The sequence below is a fragment of the Roseivivax lentus genome, from assembly GCF_900156805.1.
Classification (GTDB): Bacteria; Pseudomonadota; Alphaproteobacteria; order Rhodobacterales; family Rhodobacteraceae; genus Roseivivax; species Roseivivax lentus.
Map to the genome: position 1 here is coordinate 21,396 of NZ_FTOQ01000018.1, position 21,185 is coordinate 42,580.

Genomic DNA, 21,185 nt, shown 5'->3' on the forward strand with positions numbered 1-21,185 from the left:
GAAACAGAAGAATGCCCATGCAGTTCGACAGTCTCGACGCCTTTCTCGCCAATCCCGGAACGGCCCTCGACAAGGGGCCGATCGCGATGGTCTTCGCCGAGGACACGGTCGAGCTGGATACCACCATCCGCCATCACCAGCATCTGGGCTTCCGCAGCGTGCTGGTCTTCATGTCCCGCATCTTCCCGCTGGCGCCGGATCTGACCGGCGAGGTCATCCGCATCGACGACGACCTGACCGACGAAGGCGCGACCGAGCGGGCGGTGAACGCGGTGATCGCCGCGGCGCCGGGGCTGTGGATGTATTACTGCTACAACGCGGAATACCTGTTCTACCCGTTCTGCGAGACGCGCAACGTGTCGGAGATGCTGGCCTTCCACAGCGAGGAACGGCGCGACGCGATGCTGACCTACGTGATCGACCTATATGCGCGCGATCTGCACCGGGCGCCGGATGCCGTGTCGCTCGACGAGGCCTGCCTCGACAAATCGGGCTATTACGCGCTAGCACGGCACGATCCGGACAACCACAACCATCCCAAGGAACGGCAGCTCGATTTCTACGGCGGGCTGCGCTGGCGCTACGAGGAACACATCCCCCAGAAGCGCCGCAAGATCGACCGGATCGCGCTGTTCCGCGCCAGCAAGGGTCTCACGCTGAGGGAAAACCACACCTTCTCGGACGAGGAATACAACACCTATGCCTGCCCGTGGCACAACAACCTGACGGCGGCCATCGTGTCGTTCCGGACCGCCAAGGCGCTGAAGAAGAACCCCGGCTCGACCTTCGACATCCACGGCTTCACCTGGCACAATTCCACGCCGTTCGAATGGCATTCGCGCCAGCTTCTGGACCTCGGATTGATGGAGCCCGGCCAGTGGTTCTGACCGGGCCCCGTCGCGCCGTCGGGAAGCCCCGGACGCTCAGTCGAATTCTTCGGTGATGATGTCGCCCTCGGGCACGCCGATCTTCTTCAGCGCATCGGCCACCGCGTCGATCATCGGATCGGGCCCGCAGATATAGCAGGGCCCTTCGCCCGGGCTCACATGCTGGGCCAGCATCTCCTTGCCGATCATGCCCATGCAGAGCGGGCTGCCCGGCTCGTCGGTGACGGTGAAGACGCATTTGAGGCCGGGCATGCCCTCGAACGTGTCGCGCAGGATGATGTCCGCCTCGGTCTTGTTGGAAAAGAGCAGCGTGCAGCCCTCGAGCGTGGCATGCTCCTTCAGCCGCTTCTTCAGGATGGCGATGAAGGGCGTCACGCCGGCGCCGCCGGCGATGAACCAGCCCGCGCCCTTGTCCTCGATGGCGCCCCAGGGATCGTCGATCAGGGCGGTGTCGCCGGCCTTCATCCCGGCGATCTGCTCGGTCACGCCGTCATGGTCGGGATAGGACTTGATAACGAATTCGAGGTTCTCGTCCGAGGGCAGCGAGGTGAAGGTGAAGGGCCGCTTTTCCTCGCGCCAGCCATCGCGGTCGAGAGCGAGGTCGACGGCCTGCCCTGGCGTGAAGGTGAAGCCCTCGGGGCGGTCGAAGACCAGGTGATAGGTGTCGTGGGTGACCGCGTCGATCGATGCGAGCGTGAGCGTGTGGGACATGGGGGTACCTCCTTGGCGTTGCCAACTCAACGACAGGGAGGCGGGCTTGTTCCCCTAACCGCCGCAGATACCGCGATCCCGCATGGCGCGGGCCAGGTCCGGACCGCCGACTAGGCGGCAGCGACCGATCTCCCGGTCGTAGGATCGGCGGCCGTCGAGCGCGCAAGTGACATGCGCGCCATCCGCAAGGCTGACCATCGCGCGCCGCGCCCGCGCGCCGTCGGCGCTGCCAAGCTCGGCGCAATCGAGATCGCCGAGGCGCACCGGTGTGCCCGCGACCTCGATCGTGTCGCCGTCGCGGACATGGCTGACCCGCCCCGCGAGCATCCGCGGCGCGCCGCGCGTCGCCGTGGCGCGTTCGAGGGCCGGACCGCGATTGATCTTCACCTCTCCCGCGCTTTGAACCGTTGGCCCCGGCGCGTCCGTCCGGGCGACCGGACGGTGGGTCGGACCCATAGCGCCTTTGTCCTCGGCTGCAATCGATCCTGTCTCCACCTGGGGGAGCGTTCCAAGCACACTTACGGAGCGACTGGACGCGACGGGACCCTGTGCCCCGACAGCAGGACCTCCCGACCGGGTCTCCTCCCAGACCGCGACGCCCGCAAGGATCGCCGCCATCGCGAAAAGCGGCGACAACGCGCGCCCGACGCCGCGCGGCGTCCGCGGCGATTTGCGGACAGGCCGGCGGCGGCGCGCCCGGCGGAAAGCGACGATCTTGCCCATGCCGCGAGGCTCGCATGACTTTCCGGCAGGATGATGACCCGCACCTTCATCTTTCCGGGAAGTCGCCCGGGGGAGGCTGCCGCACCGGCGGCAGACGGGGGCAGAGCCCCCATGCGCGATGATCGGCACGGTCATCGGGCCAGAGATGCGCGGGCGGCCCTGCCGCCCGCTCCGCCGGATCACCGGCTCAGAGGTTGTCGTATTGCGGCATGCCGAGGACGTGGAACCCGCCATCGATATGCACGATCTCGCCCGTGGTGCAGGCCCCGGCATCCGATGCGAGCCAGACCGCCGTGCCGCCCACCGCCTCCAGCGTCGCGTTGGACCCGAGAGGCGCGTTCTGGTCGGTGTGCTTGAAGGTCTTGCGCGCGCCCCCGATGGCAGCACCCGCCAGCGTCTTCATCGGTCCCGGCGACAGCGCGTTCACCCGGATGCCCTCGCGCCCGAGATCGTTGGCGAGGTAGCGCACCGAGCTTTCCAGCGCGGCCTTGGCCACACCCATGACGTTGTAATTCGGCACGACCTTGTTCGATCCTTGGTAGGTCAGGGTCAGCAGCGTGCCGCCATGCTCGGTCATCAGCGGATGCGCGCGGCGGGCCACGTCGATGAAGGAATAGCAGGAGATATCCAGCGAGTTCTTGAAATTCGCCCGGCTGGTGTTCAGGAACCGCCCCTGCAGCTCGGACTTGTCCGAAAACGCGATGGCATGAACGAGGAAATCGAGCCGGTCCCAGCCCTCGGACAGGGTCGCGAAGGCCGCGTCGAGCGAGGCCTCGTCGGTCACGTCCACGTCGATCATCAGGTCCGATCCGACGCTTTCCGCAAGCGGTTTCAGCCGCGCCCCGAAGGCCTCGCCCTGGTGGGTGAAGGCCAGTTCCGCCCCGGCCGCGGCGCAGGCCCGGGCGATCCCCCAGGCGATGGAGCGCTCGTTGGCGACCCCCATGATCAGGCCGCGTTTGCCCTCAAGCTGTCCGCCCATCGTGTCGCCTCCGCTGAAATTGAATCGTCAATCGAGATATTTGGAAAGAAGCATCGACCCGTTCGTGCCGCCGAAGCCGAAGGAATTGGTCATCACCGTGTCGAGCCCGGCATTCTCCACCAGCGCCGTCGCGATCTCCGCGGGTTTCAGCGCGGGATCGAGCGTTTCGACATTGATCGACGGCGTGATGAAATCGTGCTGCAGCATCAGCAGGCAATAGACCGCCTCCTGCGCGCCGGTTGCGCCCTGGCTGTGACCGGTCATCGACTTGGTGGACGACACCGGCGGCGTCTGGCCGTCGCCGAAGACGCGCCGCACGGCCTCGATCTCGCCCACATCGCCCACGGGCGTCGAGGTCCCGTGCGCGTTGATATAGCCGACGCTGCGGCCTTCGGGCAGCGTCCCGAGTGCGATGCGCATCGCGCGCTCCCCGCCCTCGCCCGAGGGGGCCACCATGTCGTGCCCGTCCGAGGTCGCGCCGTAGCCCGTCACCTCCGCATAGATTTTCGCGCCGCGGGCCTTAGCGTGCTCCAGCTCCTCGAGAACGAGGATGCCGCCGCCCCCGCCGATGACGAAGCCGTCGCGGTTGGCATCGAACGCCCGCGAGGCTTTCTCCGGCGTATCGTTGTATTTCGAGGACATCGCACCCATCGCGTCGAAGAGGCAGGACAGCGTCCAGTCCAGCTCCTCGCCGCCGCCGGCGAACATCACGTCCTGCTTGCCCATCATGATCTGCTCCGCCGCGTTGCCGATGCAATGCAGCGAGGTCGAGCAGGCCGAGGTGATCGAGTAGTTGATGCCCTTGATCTTGTAGGCCGTGGAAAGGTTGGCCGAAATCGTGGAGGACATGCATTTCGGCACCGCGAAGGGCCCGATCCGCTTCGGGCTGCCCTTTTCCAGCACGGTCTGGTGCGCCGACAGCATGGCCGAGGTGGACGGCCCGCCGGAGCCCGCGACGAGCCCGGTGCGCGGGTTCGAGATATCGCTTTCCTCGAGGCCCGCATCGGCGATGGCCTGGCCCATGGCGATATGCGCATAGGCGGCGCCCGGCCCCATGAAGCGCAGCGTGCGCTTGTCCACATGCTCGGTCACGTCGAGCTTCACGTCGCCCGCGATCTGGCTGCGGAAGCCGTGCTCGGCCATGTCTGCATTGGCGGTGATGCCCGATTTGCCCGCCTTCAGCGCGGCGAGCACTTCGTCTGCGTTGTTTCCGATGGACGAGACGATGCCCAGTCCGGTGACGACGACGCGGCGCATGGCGCTCTCCTGTATTTTGCTGACATCTGTGTAGGATAGGCCGCAGGCGGGGTGCAAGGCGCGATCACCAGAACGGTGCCAGCCCTGGTTGAGCGAAACCGCGCCCGGTGCGACGCTGATTTTGTCGCGGGCAATCATCGCCGGTGCATCTGAGCGAGGAATCCATGGCCGGAAAGACACCCATATCCGAACCGAGGCACACGCTGTACGGCACCACGGGCCTGATTTGCATAGGCGCTGCGAAGACGGCCACGAGCTGGCTGCATCACTGGCTGGGCGGTTTGCCCGAGGTTACGGTCTCACCGCTCAAGGAAGTGCATTTCTTCAACGCGCGGTTCCCGGAAAACGCGCTCTGGGATGTGGACGCCATGGCGCTCGAACGCCTGCGCTTTCACCTCTCGCAGCCAGGCGATGCGGTCCGGAACCTGCGAGATTGGCCCACCTTCCGCGCGAGCCTGGATCGGGTGCAGATGATTTATGACGAGACAGCGTATCTCGCGCATTTCGCACGTCTGGCGCGGCCGGAGACCCGCGTTTTCGCTGATTTCACACCGGCCTATGCGGTGATCGGCGCGGCAGGGTTCCGTTTGGCCCAGGCCCTGCTGGAACCGCATAACATCTCACCCCGCATCCTATTCCTGATGCGCGATCCGGTCTCGCGGCTCTGGTCGCAGCTGCGGCATTGGCAGCAGATGCGCGCGGATTTCTACGCGGGCACGGATTGGCAAACCGCGCTCGACAGCCCCGCGATCATGGCGCGGTGCGATTACCGCAGCACGATTGAGACACTCGAAGCGGTTTTTCGCCCCGAAGAGCGGCTCTTTCTGTTCTATGAGGACCTTTTCACCGAGACCGCCCAGAAACGCCTCTGCCGTTTTATTGGCTCCACTTATGCCGCCCCGGAAAGCCATGCGGCCCGCAATGAGACCGACGTGAAAACCCCCCTGCCAGACGTGGCGCGCGCGGCGTTCCTAGACCGCCTGGTCCCGCAATATGCTTATTGCCGACAAAAATTCGGTGACGCTGTGCCCGGCGCATGGCTGGCCTGAGATCGCCTGACCGGAAACAGGGTCTCCACGCCAGCCTTGTCTCATGGTAACATTCCACATCGAGCAGCGTATTTTGGCAGGCTCCGATCATCAGGAGCAGATCATTTCAGCCGGAGGATACATTATGCCTGAAGACTGCATGCTCTCTTTCGTCTTCGCCACCAGCGACAACGATCCGCTGGGGGTCGCAAGCCCGACCGCAAGCCTCGCTGCGCGCGATCAGATCCTGGACGTGATCGAAAATTTCCGTGGGTTCGACGTACCGGGAAACCGCCTCGGGAACGGTCCAGATGCCGTCACCGCCGCCGCCGAAAAAAAGCTCGGGCGGTTCGATGTGCCCGAGCCGTTCGGGGAAGAAACCGTTCCTGCGGACGTGGGCAATGCGCCCGACTTTGACTGGTCTTGGCACTTGGGATAGCGTCCCGGTGCCGACAGGCACCGGACCGGAGCGTGTCAGCACTCAGCTTTCGCTGAGCGCGACCTTCATGTCCTTGACCTGGTAGATCGTCTCGCCATCGGCCTCGACCCGGCCATCGGCCACGCCCATGGTCAGCCGGCGGGTCTGCACGGCCTTGGTGAAATCGACGTAATAGGTCAGCATCTTGCGGTCCGGCCGCACCATGCCGGTGAGCTTCACCTCGCCCACGCCCAGCGCGTAGCCCCGGCCCTTCCAGCCGCGCCAGCCGAGGTTGAAGCCGGTGAGCTGCCACAGGCCGTCGAGGCCAAGGCAGCCCGGCATGATCGGGTTGCCGGGGAAGTGGCACTCGAAGAACCACAGGTCGGGCGTGATATCGAACTCGGCGCTTACATGGCCCTTGCCGTGCGGCCCGCCATCGCCGGAGATGTCGGTGATCCGGTCCATCATCAGCATGGGCGGTTCGGGCAGCTGGGCGTTGCCGGGTCCGAACAGCTCGCCCCGCGCGCATTTCAGCAGGTCGTCCCGATCGAAACTCGTCGGATATTCGGCCATGCGCGCTCTCCCCTCATGCGTTTCTGGTCGGACCCGCGTCTAACACCCCGCGATCCGGTGGCGCAAGCCTAGGGCGCGATCCGCCCCGACGGTCGATCCGGGCGAAATAGTTTGAAATTTCGGTGCTGCAGCGCCTATATACTGGATTGGACGCAATGAAGGGATGCTTTGCGGGGATGACGCCCACAGCAATAGATCGCGGAACAGAATGGCTAAGCCAGGCGGGGCTGCGGCCCACGCGGCAGCGCGTGGCGCTTGCGGCGCTTCTGATCGGGGACGGGCAGCATCGCCATGTCACCGCCGAAAGCCTGTTTGCCGATGTCGAGAAGCAGGGCCAGAAGGTCTCGCTCGCGACAGTCTACAACACGTTGCGCGCCTTCTGTGATGCGGGCCTCGTGCAGGAAGTGATGGTCGACGGCACCAAGAGCTACTTCGACACCAACGTACACGACCATCCGCATTTCTTCTGGGAAGACGAGGCGAAGCTGACCGACGCGCCCGCCTACCAGCTCGAGATCGCGAAGCTGCCCGATGCCCCCGAAGGCGCCGAGATCGCCTCGGTCGACGTCATCATCCGGCTGCGCCGCCGGAGCAGCTGACCCGCCTGCCGATCCTGCGACGGGCGCAAGTGCGGCGCGCGGCGTCGCTTTGACCCGGCGCGCCCTTCCCCCCGATCAGACCAGCGTCGCGATTTCCGGCTCGAGAATGAAATCGTCGTAATCGAGGTCCGCCGAGCTCAGGCCCGACAGGAAGATGATCGTGCCGTCCGCGTCGACGGCGACGCCGCCCTGCACATCGCTCCAGCTTACATCGCTCTCGGTGAGGCCCAGAAGGCTGAGATCGATCGCATCGAGATCGGTCTCGAAATCCCGGATCGCCGCGCCGGTCTCGAGCGCGGTAAACTGGAACACATCCGCATCGTCCCCGCCGATCAAGAGATCGCCATCGCCGAGCGAGCGCAGAAGATCCGCGCCATCGCCGCCTAGCACGATGTCGATGCCCGTACCGCCGTCAAGGCTATCGTCGCCCGCGCCCCCAAGCAGCAGGTCATTATCTGCACCGCCAGACATCAGGTCGTCGCCATACCGGCCCAGCAGCCAATCGCGCCCGTCGAGCCCGAGAATGAAATCCGCCTCTTGCGTGCCGCGCAGCGCCCCGACCCCCCGGTCGTCGATGGTGAAACCCGCATATTGCGGCACGTAGCCGTTGACCACGGGCATGTCGGTGAAGGTCGGCTGGCTGTCATAGTTCGACACGCCCATGATGACGGTCTGGTCGGTGTACGCGGCATACAAGCCATCGTTCACCAGCGCCAAGATGTTGGGCCAGTAAAGAAAGATCGAATGCCCTGCCCCGAAGCTGCCATCCGCGGCATCGAATTCGATATTGGGTGTCTCGATCACGAGGTCGGGTGCGAAATGCAGGTTCGGCAGCAAGGGCTGCACGACGGGAAGCGAGAAATCCTCCGGGTAGCGCACCGGGTCTGCGGTCTGCGTCACGCCGATATGCATGAAGTCGTCCGGCTCCAGCAGCACGGGCTCCGCGCCGACGCTCGCGCCCGGGATTCTCAACGATTGGCCCTGCAGGAATTCCGCCAGCGTCACCACACCCTCGGCCACGCCCGCAGAGGCCAGCGAGACCACGGTCAGCGGCACGTCGTTATCGGTGAAGAGCCCCGCATCGATGAGCGAGAACACATCCGCCATCGTGCCGCCCAGAGAATGGCCCGAGAGGATGGCCGCGTCGATGCCGTTCGCGGGATCGGCGGCGTAATCCGCGGCGGCCTGGAAAAGCGGGCGCAGCTGCGCGTAGAATTGCAGGGTCAGCGGCGCGAAGAAGGGCGGGCCGAAGGCCGCGCTGTCGTCATCGGCGCCGCGGATGGCGATCACCATCGTGGTCTGGCCGTCGATCTCGGTCACCGCGACCAGCGCCTCGGCGCCGCTGTCGGGCGTGCCGGGCAATTGGCCGATATAGAGCCCGCCATCGGTGATGCCGTGCGCCGCGTCGAAATAGGTGTCGGGCAGGTCGTCCGCGCCTAGCAGGTCCCAGCTGCCCGCCGTGGCCGCGTCGATGAAGCCGTCGTAATCGTCGTCGTAGCCGCCGTCGTTGGACGAGGCCCCCTGGAACTCAGCCGGCAGCGTGCCATCCCCGTAGATCCAGGCGTTGAGGAACATCGCCGCTTCGATGGCGGCGCCCTGGGTCGTCGGATCGGGGGCGGGAACGGCGGCAATGGTCATGGCGATACCTCGGGTCAATGTTGCAGGTGAAGGTCCGCAGCGCGATGCTATCTGTCAATCAAAACCGTGCGCGGCCGCCTGCCTTGCGTAGCGTCACCCCGCGCTTGAGGCCCCGGCGCCTTTGCGGGATAACGCGTCGGTTCGGTGGCCCCGCCGCCCCGATACAGCACGACCGAAGGAGTGAGAGCCATGCCCAAGAAGATCGTCTCCGCCGCCGATGCGGCCAAGCTCGTCAAGGACGGCGACACGCTCACCACGTCGGGCTTCGTGGGCATCGGCGTGCCGGACGCGCTGCTGGCCGCGATCGAGACCCGCTTCGAGGAGACCGGCCATCCGCGCGACCTGTCGCTCGTCTTCGCGGCGGGACAGGGCGACGGCAAGGACCGCGGGCTCAACCGGCTGGGGCATGACGGGCTGCTCCGCCGCGTCGTGGGCGGGCATTGGGGCCTGATCCCGAAGGTCGCGGCGCTCTGCACCGACGGCAAGATCGAGGGCTGGAACCTGCCGCAGGGCGTGGTCAGCCACCTCTACCGCGAAATCGCCGCCGGCAAGCCCGGCTTGCTGAGCCGGGTCGGCCTCGAGACCTTCGTCGATCCGCGGCAGATGGGCGGGCGGCTCAACGACATCTCGACCGACACGCTGGTCGAGCTGATGGAGATCGCGGGCGAGGAGATGCTGTTCTATCACGCGCCGAAGATCACCGTGGCACTGTTGCGCGGCACCACGGCCGACGAGGCGGGCAACGTCACGATGGAGCGCGAGGCGCTGATCCTCGACCACCTCGCCCAGGCGATGGCGGTCAAGAACTCGGGCGGCATCGTGATCGTGCAGGTCGAACGAGTCGCGCGCCGCGGCTCGCTGCCCGCGCGCGAGGTGATCCTGCCCGGCGCGCTGGTCGACGCGGTCGTGGTCTCCCCGGCCGAGCATCACATGCAGACCTACAAGACCGCCTTCAGCCATGCCTTCACCAACCGCGTGCGCCCGCCCGAAGGCGAGGTCGCGGCGATGTCGCTCGATGCGCGCAAGGTGATCGCGCGGCGCTGCGCCTTCGAGCTGCCCATCAACGGCATCGTCAATCTCGGTATCGGCATGCCCGAGGGCGTGGCCTCGGTCGCGGCCGAGGAAAGCGTTCTGGGTCACGTCACCCTCACCGCCGAGCCGGGCGTCGTCGGCGGCCAGCCCGCCTCGGGCCTCGATTTCGGGGCCGCGACGGGCGTGGACGGGATCATCACCCAGAACGCGCAATTCGACTTCTACGATGGCGGCGGGCTCGACATGGCCTGCCTCGGCCTCGCGCAGGCGGATGCCACGGGCAACGTCAACGTCTCGCGCTTCGGCTCGAAGCTTGCGGGCGCGGGCGGCTTCATCAACATCTCGCAGAATGCGCGAATGGTGGTCTTCGCGGGCACCTTCACCGCCGGCGGGCTGGATGTGGGCATCAGCGAGGACGGGATCGAGATCCGGCAGGAAGGCCGCGCGCGCAAGTTTCTCGAGGAGGTGGAGCAGATCACCTTCTCGGGTGCGCGCGCGGCGCGGCTGAAGCAGCCCGTGCTCTACGTCACCGAACGCTGCGTCTTCCAGCTGACGCGGCGGGGGCTGCAACTGGTGGAGATCGCGCCGGGGGTCGATCTCGACGCGGATATCCTTGCCCATATGGACACCCGCCCGATCATCGAGGACGTGGCCAAGATGGACCTGCGGCTGTTCCAGGACCGCGAGATGGGGCTGCGCGACGACCTTCTGAATATCGGGATCGACAGCCGTGTCGCGCTGGAAGCCGGCGGCAAGCGGCTGTTCTTGAACTTCGAGAAGCTGCGCGTGCGCAACCTCGACGAGGTCGAGGCGGTGCGCGCCGCGGTCGAAGCGGCCTGCGCGCCGCTGGACCACCGGGTGGACGTGATCGTGAACTACGACGGCAGCCGGATCGACGAGGAGGTGATGCCGGAATGGACCCGCATGGTCGCCGCGCTGGAGGAGCAGTATTACGGCACCGTCACGCGCTATTCCGGCTCGGCCTTCATGCGCATGAAGCTGGGCGAGGCCTTCCCCGAGGCGCGCCGGCATATCTTCGAGACCGAGGAACAGGCGCGCAGCTATCTGGAGGATTGAGGCTGCGGACCGGGGGCGGCCCGGGCGCTCAGTCGGAGGTCAGGTAATCGGCCGAGACATAGCCGGTCAGCCCCGGCGCCGCGGCCGGCGAGACACGGCACCAGAGCTGGAACGCCTCGGTCACGCAATCGCGCCGCACCACCTCGGTGCCGTCGGGCAGGCCGACGAGGACGCGGAAGCCCAGGCCCGGACCCGCGCGCAGGCGCAGGAAATCGTCCGGGCCGACGCCGGTCACCGTGCTGCGGCTGCCGAGGACGGGCGGTGTCGCGCAGCCCGCGATCAGCAGGATGACGGCAAGGGCGGGCAAAAGGGCGTGTCGCATGAGGCTCCTGTCGGGTGCTGTCTCTCGGGTGCTGTCTGCCGGGCCGTTGCGGCGCAGGTCGCGCGATCGGTCCGCCTCTTCCATCCCGCGCCGTCGCCCGGCGGTCAAGGCCCCGCGCATGCCGGGAATCGTCGGACCCGGCGCATCGCCCGAAGGTGGTACCCGCGGCCGGACTCGAACCGGCACGGCTTTTACGCCTAGGGATTTTAAGTCCCCTGTGTCTACCATTCCACCACGCGGGCCCGGCTCCGTCCTAGCCCCATCGCGGGCGGAGGAAAAGCGTCAGATGTCTTCGCCCGCGGGCTCTTTGAGCAGGTGCCGCTCCGACAGCCAGGGATTGAGCGTGACCGCGGCGCGCAGCGCCTCCTGCGCCTCGGCATCCCGGCCCAGCCCCATCAGCGTCAGCGCCTTGCCCGACAGCGCGCCCACATGGGTCGGGTTGAGCGCGATGGCGCGGTCGAGATCGGGCAGTGCCGCGGTGAAATCCCCGGTGAGGAAGGCCACGAAGGCGCGCTGGTTGTAGCCTTCGGCATAATCCGGGCAATAGGCGATCAGCCGGTCCAGCGTGTCGCGGGCGCGCAGGTAATCGTAGCTTTCCCGCGCCCGCATCGCCGCATCGAGCAATTCCTGCGCCGCCTCGTCCGGCGCATCCGTCCAGTATTCCCAGAGCCGGTTTGACAGGGGACGCGCATCCATCTCCCGCTCGGCGGACTGGATGGCGGCCAGGGTGTCGGCGATCGCCTTGGAATGATCGGGCGCCGCCGGACAGGCGGCGGCAAGGGCGGACGGGGCCGTCAGCAGTAGGGCGGCGAAGGCAAGCGATTTCATGCATTCAGCATCCCGAGCGGTGCGGCGCGGTCAAGTCACGTCGGCGAGACCGACCTCCTTCACCGCCTCCATCGCCACGTAGGTCGAGGTCGAGGCGATATGCGGCAATTTGGAGATCTGGTCCGCGAGCACCCGCCGATAGGCGCGCATGTCGGAGGTGCGCACCTTTAGGAGGTAGTCGAAATTGCCCGCGATCAGGTGCGCTTGTTCGATCTCGGGGATCAGCGCCACCTGTTCGTTGAACGCCGCCAGCGCCGCCTCCGAGGTGTCGCGCAGGCGCACTTCGACAAAGGCGACGTGATCGAGACCCAGCTGGATCGGATCGAGGATGGCGCGGTATCCGAGGATCGCGCCACTGGCCTCGAGGCGCTTCAGCCGCGCCTGGGTGGGCGATTTCGACAGGCCGATCCGCCGCGCAAGCTCGGTCACCGACAGCCGGCCCTCGGCGGCGAGCGTGGTCAGTATCGCCTGATCGAAGCGATCGAGGGACAGAAGGTCGTTCGACATGGGTGCTCCTTACAGGACGATGCTTTCGGACCGCTGGAGCGGTCATCTGCGGTCGGGTTTCCCGCGTGTTGGCGTGGAGATTACCGGAAATCCCGGAGGATGCCATGCCGGACGTCGCGATCTTCGACAAGCGCCGGGCAGCGGGCCTTGCGGCGCAGCCATGGCACGGCGTGTCCGCCGCGGGGCGCGCGGCAATGCCGGGGGCAGAGCCGGGGCCGCGCAGTCTTGCGCGATGACGCCGCCCACCCGATGCACCGCACGTGCAAACCGCAATTCCAACCCACCGCGCTTGACCTCCGCCTCCGGCACGCCAAGCTCTCTTTCATGTTTCCGATCCGCGATCACAATCCCTCCGGCCGGACGCCCTTCGTCACCTACGGGCTCATCGCGGTCAACGTGCTGATCTTCATCGGCTATTACGGGCTGTTCTCGAATCCCCAGATGCTCAACATGTTCTTCTGGGACTGGGCGCTGATCCCCGCGCGGGTCAGCCAGGGCGACGGGGCGGCGGGTTTCGTCACCTCGATGTTCCTGCATGGCGGGATCATGCACCTTCTGGGCAACATGCTGTTCCTGTTCATCTTCGGCGACAATGTCGAGGACGAGATGGGGCATCTGGGCTACCTCGTCTTCTACCTCGCCTCGGGCCTCGCGGCGGGGCTTGCGCAATACATCACCGCCCCGTTCAGCCCGGTGCCGATGGTGGGCGCCTCGGGGGCGATCGCGGGCGTCATGGGGGCCTACCTGCTGCTCTTCCCAAGGGCCGAGGTGGATATCCTCGTGATCCTCGTGATCATCTTCAAGATCATCACCATTCCCGCCTGGATCATGCTGGCGCTGTGGCTCGGCATGCAGTTCCTCGGCGGGTTCGGCACCGCGGCGGATGGCGGCGGGGTGGCGTATTGGGCCCATGCCGGGGGCTTCGTCATCGGCCTGATCCTGGCGCTGCCGCTGTGGTTGCGGCGGGGCGGCCCGGCCTTCTGGCGCCGCACCCGCGGCCACCCGCCGCATCCCGTGGCGCGGTACGAATTCAAGCGCACCAACGTGCCGAAAGTCCGGAGACGCCGATGACCGATCCCGTGAACGTGACCTGCCATTGCGGCGCCGTGGCGCTGCGCGTGACGCTGTCGCAGGGCCTCGAGACCGCGCGCCGCTGCGATTGTTCCTATTGCCGCCGCCGCGGGGCGCCCATGCTCTCGGCCCGGCTCGCTGATCTGGAGGTTGTGCGGGGCAAGGACGCCCTCAGCCTCTACCAGTTCGGAACCGGCGTCGCGGCGCATTATTTCTGCGGCACCTGCGGCATCTACATGTATCACCGCCGCCGTTCGGATCCGAGCGAGTACGGCATCAACATGGGGGCGATCGAGGGCGTGAACCCGGCGGAGCACGAACCCATCGCCTGGAACGACGGGTTGAACCATCCGGCCGACCGGTGAGACCCGGTCAGACCTCGCGGATGATCCGCGCGAACTGGTCGTAGAGATTGCTGTTGCCGCAGAGGATCGCGCCGGTCTCGAGCGGGTCCTGCCCCTCGCGGATGCCGCCTACCAGCGCGCCCGCTTCGAGCGCGAGAAGCGAGCCCGCGGCGATGGCGCCGATCTGCAGCTCGCGTTCCCAATAGCCGTCGATCCGGCCCGCGGCGACGTAAGCCAGATCGAGCGCCGCACAGCCCCATTGCCGCATGCCGCCCGTGGCGGGCATCAGCTTGGCGAGGTCCTTCAGGGTGGCGGGCAGCGTGTGCTTGGCCCCCGAGGGCACGCCGGTGGCAAAGAGCGCCTCGTGCAGGCGCGAGCGGGCCGAGACGCGCATCCGCTTGTTGTCGTTGAGCCAGGCGCCCGCGCCCTTCTCGGCGTAGAACAATTCGTCCTTGGCGGGGTCGAAGACCACGGCGGCGATGATCTTGCCCTTGTGCTCGAGCGCGATGGAGATGGCGAAATGCGGCAGCGCGTGCTGGAAGTTGGCCGTGCCGTCCAGCGGATCGACGATCCAGCGCCGGGTCGGGTCCTCGCCCGCGATCTCCTCCTGGCCCTTGGCGTGATAGCCGTAGGTGCCGCGCGCCGAGGTCAGTTCCTCGCGCAGGATCTTGCCCGCTGCGAGATCCGCCCGGCTGACGAAATCCGCCGCGCCCTTCATCGAGGCCTGCAGGTTCTCGATCTCGCGGAAGTCCTTCACGAGGGAGCGGCCCGCCTTGCGCGCCGCCTTGATCATGATGTTGATATTCGCGCTGCCCTGCATGGAACACCCGGCCTTCGATGGTGGATCAGGCCGGGGCTATACGCGGGCAGTGCCGGGATGTGAAGGGCCGCTTTACTGGCCGCCCATCCCCTTGATGCCTTCCGAGGAATAATCCATGCCCTTGACCCCCGCATGGTAGGTGCTTGCGCGCACGGTGCGATGGCCGCCCGCGCGGTCCACGTAAGGCCCGGCATTGGGTATGCCGCAGCAGATCTCGCCGCCGATCTGCACCGGCTGCAGGCCCGCCGGGCAATAATTGGCCACGCCGGGAAACTCGTTGTAGCGGAAATTCGAATTGGGATCGTTGTAGGTGCCGGTATAGGCGTCGCTGGCAAAGGCAGCCCCGCCCGTCAGCATCAGCGCGGCCAGGCCCAGCGCGGCGGTCTTTTTCAGCATGATCTTCTCCAGCCCCTTGGATCGAATGACAAAAGCAACAGGGAAAAGTGTGACCCGCGAGGGGGTGTTCGTCAATTTTTATCCACTGAAACGCGGCGTTTCCAAAACGTGGACAATCGGGGCCCGGGCCGGAAACAAAACGCCCGACCGCAAGGGCCGGGCGTCTTGCAACCGATCGCGTCGCGATCAGAAGCGGTAGTTGAGCGACACGTTCGCGGTCGTCGCCTCGACATCCACGTCGTTATCGAACTCGTTGAACTCGTGATACAGGACCTCGGTGCCGACGGTCACGTTCTCCTGCAGGAAGACCTCGTAGCCGACGCCCGCGAAGTAGCCGCCGGAATCGCCGATATCGAGATCGTCGTCCTCGGTCGTGGCATGGGCGTAGCCGCCGGTGCCGTAGAAGAAGTTGCGGCCGGAATCGACGCCGACACGGCCACCCACGCGCAGGATGTTGTCGAGCGTTGCCGCCCCGTCGAGGTCGATGTCGCCTTCGTCATATTGCAGACCGACACCACCGATCACGTTGCCGCCGAGGCGGAAATCGTAGTTGCCGCGCACACCGATGGTGCCGCCCTCTTCGACGATGTCGCCGTCTTCGACATCGATGCCGTTATAGCCGAGCTGCACACCGACCGAGGGGCCGGTGAAGTCGTAGATCGGTGCGGCGGGCGCCGGCGGCACCGCGGCCATGGGCGCGGGATCGGCGGGCGTGGGCGCGGGGTTGCCTGCAAAGCCCGCGGTTGCGGTTGCGGCGATCAGCGCCGCGGCGGCGGTCATGGTCTTGGTCATCATAATTCTGCTCCGTTCTTTGGTTCGGAAGTCATGCCGTCCCCGTGCGGGGCGACAGGGCAGAAATGGGGACGATCGAGCCGAAGTTCCGTCACGCGCCGGTCACGAAATATTGCCGTCTCGATTAAGCAACACAGGCTGGAGTACGCTTATATTTTAGAGGCTTGCGGCGGATTTTCGCAGACGGAAAACGGGTCGTGGAACCTGCCGCCGCGTCAGATTCAGGCCTGCAGCCGCATCAGGATCGTGACCCCCGCCCAGGCGGAAAATCCGGTCAGGACCGCACCCCAGGTCGTATCGGCTGCCACCATCTGCCAGGACCAGTCGCGCATGATCGCCATGGAGGTGAACTCGTAGGTGCCGTAGGCCATCGCCCCGATGATCGCCCCGTGCAGCGCCGCGCGGCCCGGATCGCCGTCGCGGAGCGCCGGTGCCGAGACCAGGAACACGAGCCCCGCCACGTAGAGCAGGTAGAACCCCGCCGCAGCACCCAGCATCGGGCTGTCGCGCATGAGATCGCCCAGATGCCGCGTGAAGAGCGGCTTCATCACGAAGGTGAGCATGATCGCGTCGATCACGAGGAAAATCGCGGCGGTGAGCAGATAGAGGGTCATGGCGGGGCTTTCATTGGGTACGCCGCATGAGCTAGCCCGTTTCTCTGCGCTCTCTAGGCATGGCAGGACGCCATCCCCCTCGGCCTCCAAGCGCGCGGCGGTCGTTCGCCACGCTTTCGTCAAGAGCCCGCGGACGCCGCATCGGATGGGCGCTGTCCGGGGCGCGACACGCGCCGCGGTTCGTCGGCAAGCGCATGTCGCGCGGAGCAGCAATCCGACTGATCCTGAGGGGTTATTCGAGCGTCATCTCGCCCGTGACGATATTGGTGTAATCCGCGCCTTGGCCGCCGCCGTTGAAGGTGCCGGACCCTTGGGCATTCGCCCATTTTCCGGTGCCGCCCATGACCTCCCAAACGCCCTGGGTGCGCCCCTCGGACATGCCCTGGGCTGTCCATGACATGGCGACCATGTCCCCGTCTGCGTCCGTGTAATGGCAATTGCCGCCGCCCGACACGACGCCTTGGTCGATCACCATGGTTCCCCAGCAGGGTCCGGTCGCGCTGGCCATCGGACTGTCGGGATCGTCGGTCTCGAACCGCGAATATTCGGAGCTGACCTTCACGAGTACGAGGCCGTCATGGATGGGCATGACCTCGCTCGAACTGACACCGTAGCCGGTGCCGCCGGAATCGAAGGCGGTCGCGGCGACCGGACAGAGTGCAAGGGCAAGACCCGCGGAAATTCTGGCAAGAAAATACATGAAAAGTTCCTCCAATAATCCTTCGCAACCAGCGCGACGGTGGGCGGAGCTTAACATAAATCGGGCGCTCATGCCCTCGGAATGGGCAAGCGGAGGGATGCGGGTCCCGGATCGTCGATGCGTGGGAGTATCACCGAAAACGGCCTTGGCCGTGTCCAGCCCGCAGCGCGCCATCCCGACACGCTGCCCGAAGGCAGGTGCGCAGGGGGGCGACGCGGGCGCGCCGTTATCCCTCGATTACCCCCATGAACTCCCGCCATTCGCCCTTGGACATGCCGGAATTTTCCTGCGTCACCTCTTCGCCCTTCAGCATGCGCCGCACGCATTCCAAGGCGCCCGAGGACAGGGTCGCGCCGCCCATGCGGTAATCCTCGAACGCCTTGTAGGCAAACGGCACCCAGTCGCGCACGACCTCGCAGAGGGCCTCGGCATAGACCCGGATCTCGTATTGCGCATGGGCGTCCGCGCGCAGGCGCAGGAAGTGCAGGAGGTTGTGCAGATCCACCTTCCAGTACCATTGCGTGTAGATGTTGGCGGGCAGGTTCATCCGGGCCAGCTCCCGCGCGAGGCCCTGCTGGCCCACGTCCGAGATCATCTCCTCGTAATGGTCATAGGCGCGCATCGCGTCGTCGCGCAGGTAGCGCAGCACGCGGTCGGCTTCCTCGCCCGAAAGCGCCTCGCCCCGGCCCTGGTTGTTGACCACCGATTGCGCCGCGAGGTGTTCCGGCGCGGGGATGTAGAATTCCCGGTCGAGGATCGAGTAGCGCGCGGAATATTCGTTCACGTTGGCGGTCCGGTGCCGGATCCATTGCCGCGCGACGAAGACCGGCAGCTTCACATGCAGCTTGATCTCGCACATCTCGAAGGGCGTCGAGTGCCAGTGGCGCATCAGATAGCGGATCAGGCCCTCGTCGTTCGACACGGCCTTGGTGCCTTTGCCGTAGGAGACGCGGGCGGCCTGGGTGATCGCCGCATCGTCGCCCATGTAGTCGATGACCCGGATGAAGCCGTGATCGAGCACCGGGATCGCGGTGTAGAGATGCTGCTCCATGCCCGGAGCCGTGGCGCGCAGCGTGGTGGTGCCGGATGCGCGCTGCGCGTCGATCTCGGATTGTTGCTCGGGGGTCAGGGTCATGGGGCCGCCTCGCCGCTAAATGAATCGGTCAGGACAATATCTTGCAGAAAGCGGAGTCAAAAACCACCACATACAGTCATGCAAATCCGCCGCACTTGGCCTGCCTTCTGCTCCGGCGCGGCGCGGCGCGGTTGACTTGGCGGGTCATTACCGGAACCCTTTGCGGCAAAACGATAAACATAGTTCGAGGCAGGACACATGACCCGCATTCTTGCAATTCTTATCGCGTTAGCGATGCTTTCCGCGTGCGAATCCGGCAGCGGCAGCAACCCAATTACGCGCGGCGCGGACACCGACGAAGAACCCGATACCGGCGGCGGTGGCGGCGATGAAGAGACCCCGGGCGAAGGTCCCGGCGATCCCATCGACAGCGACCGCGAGCTGCCCCCCGGCACTGAAAGCCCGAGCCCCGCGACCGGCATCTTCCGCAAGGAAGCCCTGGACGTGGACGAGGGTAACGGCTTTGCCCGTAATATCGAATACCGCGCCGCCGACGACACGTTCTTCGTAGATGGGCTCGCCTTCGACGGAAACCAGCCGGAAGGCGAGGCCTTCGCCCGCTCGACCCCCGGCTCGCTGCGGCCCAGCTTCGCGCTTTACGAAGCCCCGCTCACCCATCCCGATTTTCTCGACAACGACCCGATCAGCCAGTTCGAACACCGCGCCCTTTATGGCGTGAGTGGCAGCGGCGACGTGGAATTTGCGATCGTCCGCACCGGAGCCTATATCGGCTATGGTTTCGGCGGCTGGGTCTACCAGCGCAACGGCACCGTGACCCTTCCGACCGAGGGTCAGGCCAGCTATTCCGGCGATTACGGCGCGATCCGCGATTTCGACGGCCGAGGCGGGCTGGAATACGCGTCGGGTGACATGGTTGTCGATATCGACTTCAATGGCTTCCGGGGGAATTGCTCGGGCGAGGCCTGCGCCAATGCCGTGCGCGGCTATGTGCTCAACCGGAGCATCTTCGACACGGCGGGCAACGACATTACGTCCGACTACATCGACGCCATCAACGACGACAAGGGCACGACGCTGACCGAGCTGCCGGTCCTGCGCTTCAGGATCGGGCCGGGCGTGGCCGACGAAAACGGCGAGCTGACCGGCGAGGCGTTCAACACCGTCGATGGCGACGAATTCATGACCGGTAACTATTACGCGGTCATGTCCGGTGACCATACCGCTGCCCCGGGAGGCGAGATCGTCGGGGTGATCGTGGTCGAGGGCCTCGACCCGCGCGGGACCAACATCACTGTGCGCGAAACCGGCGGCTTCATCGTGTCGCGGTAAGCCCGGTGCTGACGAAGCTTAGCCTAATCGGCGCGCTCGGAGCCGCTGTCCTGACCTCGGGCCTGGTGGTAAGCCAGCCAGAGGCGGCGCGCGCCCAGGGCGTTACGCTCTCGCCGGAAGAGATGCTGCTCGTGGCGAGCCGCGATCTCGAGGCCGGGATCGCCGGCCGGGCTATCGTGCTGTTGGACGCCCTCTTGCAGCGCGACCCCGAGGACGTCGACGCGCTCATCCTCAAATCCCGCGCAACACGCGACATCCGCCGCTTCGACGAGGCGCGCGATGCGGCGGCGCGGGCCTGGGAGCATGCCGGCGACGACCACGAGCGGTTCGCCGCGGCGATGTCAATGGCGCAGGCGCTCGCCTCAGACGGTAAGCGCACGCGGGCGCAGTTCTGGCTACGGCGCGCAGCGCATATCGCGCCCGATCCCAGGCTCGAAAACCTCGCCATGCGCGACTTTCGCTATGTGAGGAAGCGCAATCCCTGGGAGACGAATTTCACCTTCGCAATCACTCCCAACACCAACATCAACGGCGGGTCGACGAGCGAGACCATCACCGTCTACGACCTGCCCTTCAAATTTATCCTAGAAGGTGAAGCGCGTGCGCTTTCTGGGATCGAATATGCCGCCGGCATCGCAACGGCATACCGCTTCGCTGAGACCGAGCGCCGCCGCAGCCGGGTGAAGTTGGAAGCCGTCCACAAGACCTACAGCCTGTCCGACGAGGCCCAGGACATCGCGCCCGACGCTAAAGGGTCGGATTACGACCAAACCACTCTTGCCGCCGGGCTTATGCAGGACTGGCTAACAGCCGACCACCGGCTGGAGTTGGGGTTCGATCTCGGGATGAGCCACACGATCCTTGCAGGCGAACCTCTCGAAAACGCGGCGCGCGGCGCGGTGAGGGCGCAATATGCGCTCAGCCCGGACACAGAGGCCGCGCTGAGTCTGTCGCAGGAATGGCAGACCGGCCTCGGAGATCGCTCTGACGCGGTGCGCCTTCAGGCCACGCTGGGCCTCGAGACGCGCCTCGCCGGAATGCCAATCGCGCTTTCCTATACCCGGAACGAGAGCCGCTCCGACGCAGTCTACCTAGATTACGATGAGGATCGGATCGCGCTCGACTTGGCCTGGCCGACCCCGGTTTACGGCAGTGAGATCGCCTTGGGAATTTTCGGAGCCGACCGGCATTACGACGCGACGACCATCACTTTCGGCGATCGTGACGACGCCACACTTGGGGCGGCGCTGACGGTTGTTCTGGAAGCGGTCGACTATTACGGATTCGTTCCAAGCGTGACGATCAGCCATAAGGACGTGGCCTCGAATGTCGATCTTTACGACAGCTCCGAGACCGGCCTTAGCATCGATATCAGATCGCGGTTCTGATCTCTCGACATCTTGGGCGAGCCCCCTACCCTGTCGGACAAGCAACCCGAAGGAAG

24 protein-coding genes and 1 tRNA gene are annotated in these 21,185 nt (G+C 65.9%); 9 read left to right on the forward strand and 16 right to left on the reverse strand.

Annotated elements, in window-relative coordinates:
• The first annotated feature begins 17 nt into the window (after positions 1–17).
• Entirely contained in the window at positions 18–887 is an 870-nt protein-coding gene (locus BW990_RS18390; protein WP_076450437.1) for a glycosyltransferase family 2 protein, read from the forward strand.
• Positions 888–923: 36 nt separating this feature from the next.
• Here BW990_RS18390 and BW990_RS18395 read toward each other — a convergent pair whose 3' ends face one another.
• The 4 genes from BW990_RS18395 to fabB form a co-directional block, all read right to left on the reverse strand.
• Positions 924–1,598 carry an FAD-binding oxidoreductase gene (locus tag BW990_RS18395; RefSeq protein ID WP_076450440.1) on the reverse strand — a complete coding sequence of 225 codons (675 nt, stop codon included), beginning with the start codon at positions 1,596–1,598 and terminating at the stop codon, positions 924–926.
• Positions 1,599–1,652: 54 nt separating this feature from the next.
• Positions 1,653–2,054, reverse strand: a complete 402-nt coding sequence (locus BW990_RS18400; protein ID WP_076450443.1) for a thermonuclease family protein — start codon at positions 2,052–2,054, stop codon at positions 1,653–1,655.
• A 454-nt stretch (positions 2,055–2,508) separates the two neighbouring features.
• Positions 2,509–3,300: an enoyl-ACP reductase FabI gene (locus tag BW990_RS18405; protein WP_076450446.1), complete on the reverse strand. Its 792-nt coding sequence runs from the start codon at positions 3,298–3,300 to the stop codon at positions 2,509–2,511.
• Between the two features lie 27 nt (positions 3,301–3,327).
• Positions 3,328–4,557 (reverse strand): beta-ketoacyl-ACP synthase I, encoded by a 1,230-nt coding sequence (gene fabB, locus BW990_RS18410; RefSeq protein WP_076450448.1) that lies wholly within the window; start codon positions 4,555–4,557, stop codon positions 3,328–3,330.
• Between the two features lie 164 nt (positions 4,558–4,721).
• On the opposite strand from fabB, the gene BW990_RS18415 reads away from it, so the two are divergent.
• Together BW990_RS18415 and BW990_RS18420 are read left to right on the forward strand one after the other, a co-directional pair.
• Positions 4,722–5,606 carry a sulfotransferase gene (locus tag BW990_RS18415; RefSeq protein WP_076450451.1) on the forward strand — a complete coding sequence of 295 codons (885 nt, stop codon included), beginning with the start codon at positions 4,722–4,724 and terminating at the stop codon, positions 5,604–5,606.
• A gap of 43 nt (positions 5,607–5,649) precedes the next feature.
• The gene (locus BW990_RS18420) at positions 5,650–6,024 is read left to right on the forward strand and encodes a hypothetical protein (RefSeq protein WP_143526280.1); all 375 of its coding nucleotides are present in this window, start codon (positions 5,650–5,652) and stop codon (positions 6,022–6,024) included.
• 42 nt (positions 6,025–6,066) lie between these two features.
• Here the strand turns inward: BW990_RS18420 and fabA are convergent, their stop codons facing one another.
• On the reverse strand, positions 6,067–6,576 hold the full coding sequence (fabA, locus tag BW990_RS18425) for a bifunctional 3-hydroxydecanoyl-ACP dehydratase/trans-2-decenoyl-ACP isomerase (protein ID WP_076450457.1): 510 nt from the start codon (positions 6,574–6,576) through the stop codon (positions 6,067–6,069).
• Positions 6,577–6,752: 176 nt separating this feature from the next.
• Here fabA and irrA point away from each other — a divergent pair, with 176 nt between their 5' ends.
• Positions 6,753–7,175, forward strand: coding sequence for an iron response transcriptional regulator IrrA (gene irrA, locus BW990_RS18430; RefSeq protein ID WP_076450460.1), 423 nt, complete (start codon positions 6,753–6,755; stop codon positions 7,173–7,175).
• Positions 7,176–7,250: 75 nt separating this feature from the next.
• On the opposite strand, the gene BW990_RS18435 is transcribed toward irrA, so the two are convergent.
• Entirely contained in the window at positions 7,251–8,813 is a 1,563-nt protein-coding gene (locus BW990_RS18435; protein ID WP_076450462.1) for a calcium-binding protein, read from the reverse strand.
• A gap of 189 nt (positions 8,814–9,002) precedes the next feature.
• Here BW990_RS18435 and BW990_RS18440 point away from each other — a divergent pair, with 189 nt between their 5' ends.
• Positions 9,003–10,922 carry an acyl CoA:acetate/3-ketoacid CoA transferase gene (locus BW990_RS18440; protein ID WP_076450464.1) on the forward strand — a complete coding sequence of 640 codons (1,920 nt, stop codon included), beginning with the start codon at positions 9,003–9,005 and terminating at the stop codon, positions 10,920–10,922.
• 28 nt (positions 10,923–10,950) lie between these two features.
• On the opposite strand, the gene BW990_RS18445 is transcribed toward BW990_RS18440, so the two are convergent.
• The 4 genes from BW990_RS18445 to BW990_RS18460 form a co-directional block, all read right to left on the reverse strand.
• Positions 10,951–11,244, reverse strand: a complete 294-nt coding sequence (locus tag BW990_RS18445; protein ID WP_076450466.1) for an SH3 domain-containing protein — start codon at positions 11,242–11,244, stop codon at positions 10,951–10,953.
• A gap of 156 nt (positions 11,245–11,400) precedes the next feature.
• Positions 11,401–11,486: transfer RNA gene (locus tag BW990_RS18450), tRNA-Leu, on the reverse strand.
• Between the two features lie 40 nt (positions 11,487–11,526).
• Positions 11,527–12,072, reverse strand: coding sequence for a tetratricopeptide repeat protein (locus BW990_RS18455; RefSeq protein ID WP_076450468.1), 546 nt, complete (start codon positions 12,070–12,072; stop codon positions 11,527–11,529).
• Between the two features lie 30 nt (positions 12,073–12,102).
• The gene (locus BW990_RS18460; protein WP_076450470.1) at positions 12,103–12,579 is read right to left on the reverse strand and encodes an Lrp/AsnC family transcriptional regulator; all 477 of its coding nucleotides are present in this window, start codon (positions 12,577–12,579) and stop codon (positions 12,103–12,105) included.
• A 324-nt stretch (positions 12,580–12,903) separates the two neighbouring features.
• Between BW990_RS18460 and BW990_RS18465 the strand changes: the two genes are divergently transcribed.
• Both BW990_RS18465 and BW990_RS18470 read left to right on the forward strand, forming a co-directional pair.
• Complete coding sequence (locus tag BW990_RS18465) at positions 12,904–13,650, forward strand: rhomboid family intramembrane serine protease (protein ID WP_076450558.1); 747 nt, start codon at positions 12,904–12,906, stop codon at positions 13,648–13,650.
• Positions 13,647–14,015, forward strand: coding sequence for a GFA family protein (locus tag BW990_RS18470; protein WP_076450472.1), 369 nt, complete (start codon positions 13,647–13,649; stop codon positions 14,013–14,015). Before BW990_RS18465 ends, BW990_RS18470 begins: the two co-directional genes overlap by 4 nt.
• 7 nt (positions 14,016–14,022) lie before the next feature.
• On the opposite strand, the gene BW990_RS18475 is transcribed toward BW990_RS18470, so the two are convergent.
• The 6 genes from BW990_RS18475 to thyX all read right to left on the reverse strand — a co-directional run bounded on the left by BW990_RS18475 (position 14,023) and on the right by thyX (position 18,451).
• Complete coding sequence (locus BW990_RS18475; protein WP_076450474.1) at positions 14,023–14,814, reverse strand: inositol monophosphatase family protein; 792 nt, start codon at positions 14,812–14,814, stop codon at positions 14,023–14,025.
• A gap of 72 nt (positions 14,815–14,886) precedes the next feature.
• Positions 14,887–15,210 (reverse strand): hypothetical protein, encoded by a 324-nt coding sequence (locus BW990_RS18480; RefSeq protein WP_076450476.1) that lies wholly within the window; start codon positions 15,208–15,210, stop codon positions 14,887–14,889.
• Positions 15,211–15,396: 186 nt separating this feature from the next.
• Positions 15,397–16,005 carry an outer membrane beta-barrel protein gene (locus BW990_RS18485; protein ID WP_234990306.1) on the reverse strand — a complete coding sequence of 203 codons (609 nt, stop codon included), beginning with the start codon at positions 16,003–16,005 and terminating at the stop codon, positions 15,397–15,399.
• A 218-nt stretch (positions 16,006–16,223) separates the two neighbouring features.
• On the reverse strand, positions 16,224–16,616 hold the full coding sequence (locus BW990_RS18490; protein ID WP_076450478.1) for a DUF2177 family protein: 393 nt from the start codon (positions 16,614–16,616) through the stop codon (positions 16,224–16,226).
• Between the two features lie 232 nt (positions 16,617–16,848).
• Complete coding sequence (locus BW990_RS18495; protein WP_076450481.1) at positions 16,849–17,316, reverse strand: hypothetical protein; 468 nt, start codon at positions 17,314–17,316, stop codon at positions 16,849–16,851.
• Positions 17,317–17,542: 226 nt separating this feature from the next.
• Entirely contained in the window at positions 17,543–18,451 is a 909-nt protein-coding gene (gene thyX / locus BW990_RS18500) for an FAD-dependent thymidylate synthase (protein WP_076450483.1), read from the reverse strand.
• Between the two features lie 234 nt (positions 18,452–18,685).
• Here thyX and BW990_RS18505 point away from each other — a divergent pair, with 234 nt between their 5' ends.
• Positions 18,686–19,741: a hypothetical protein gene (locus BW990_RS18505; RefSeq protein WP_076450486.1), complete on the forward strand. Its 1,056-nt coding sequence runs from the start codon at positions 18,686–18,688 to the stop codon at positions 19,739–19,741.
• Positions 19,742–19,746: 5 nt separating this feature from the next.
• A complete protein-coding gene (locus BW990_RS18510) occupies positions 19,747–21,129 on the forward strand; it encodes a surface lipoprotein assembly modifier (protein WP_143526282.1) in 1,383 nt (460 codons plus the stop codon).
• Positions 21,130–21,185: the final 56 nt, after the last annotated feature.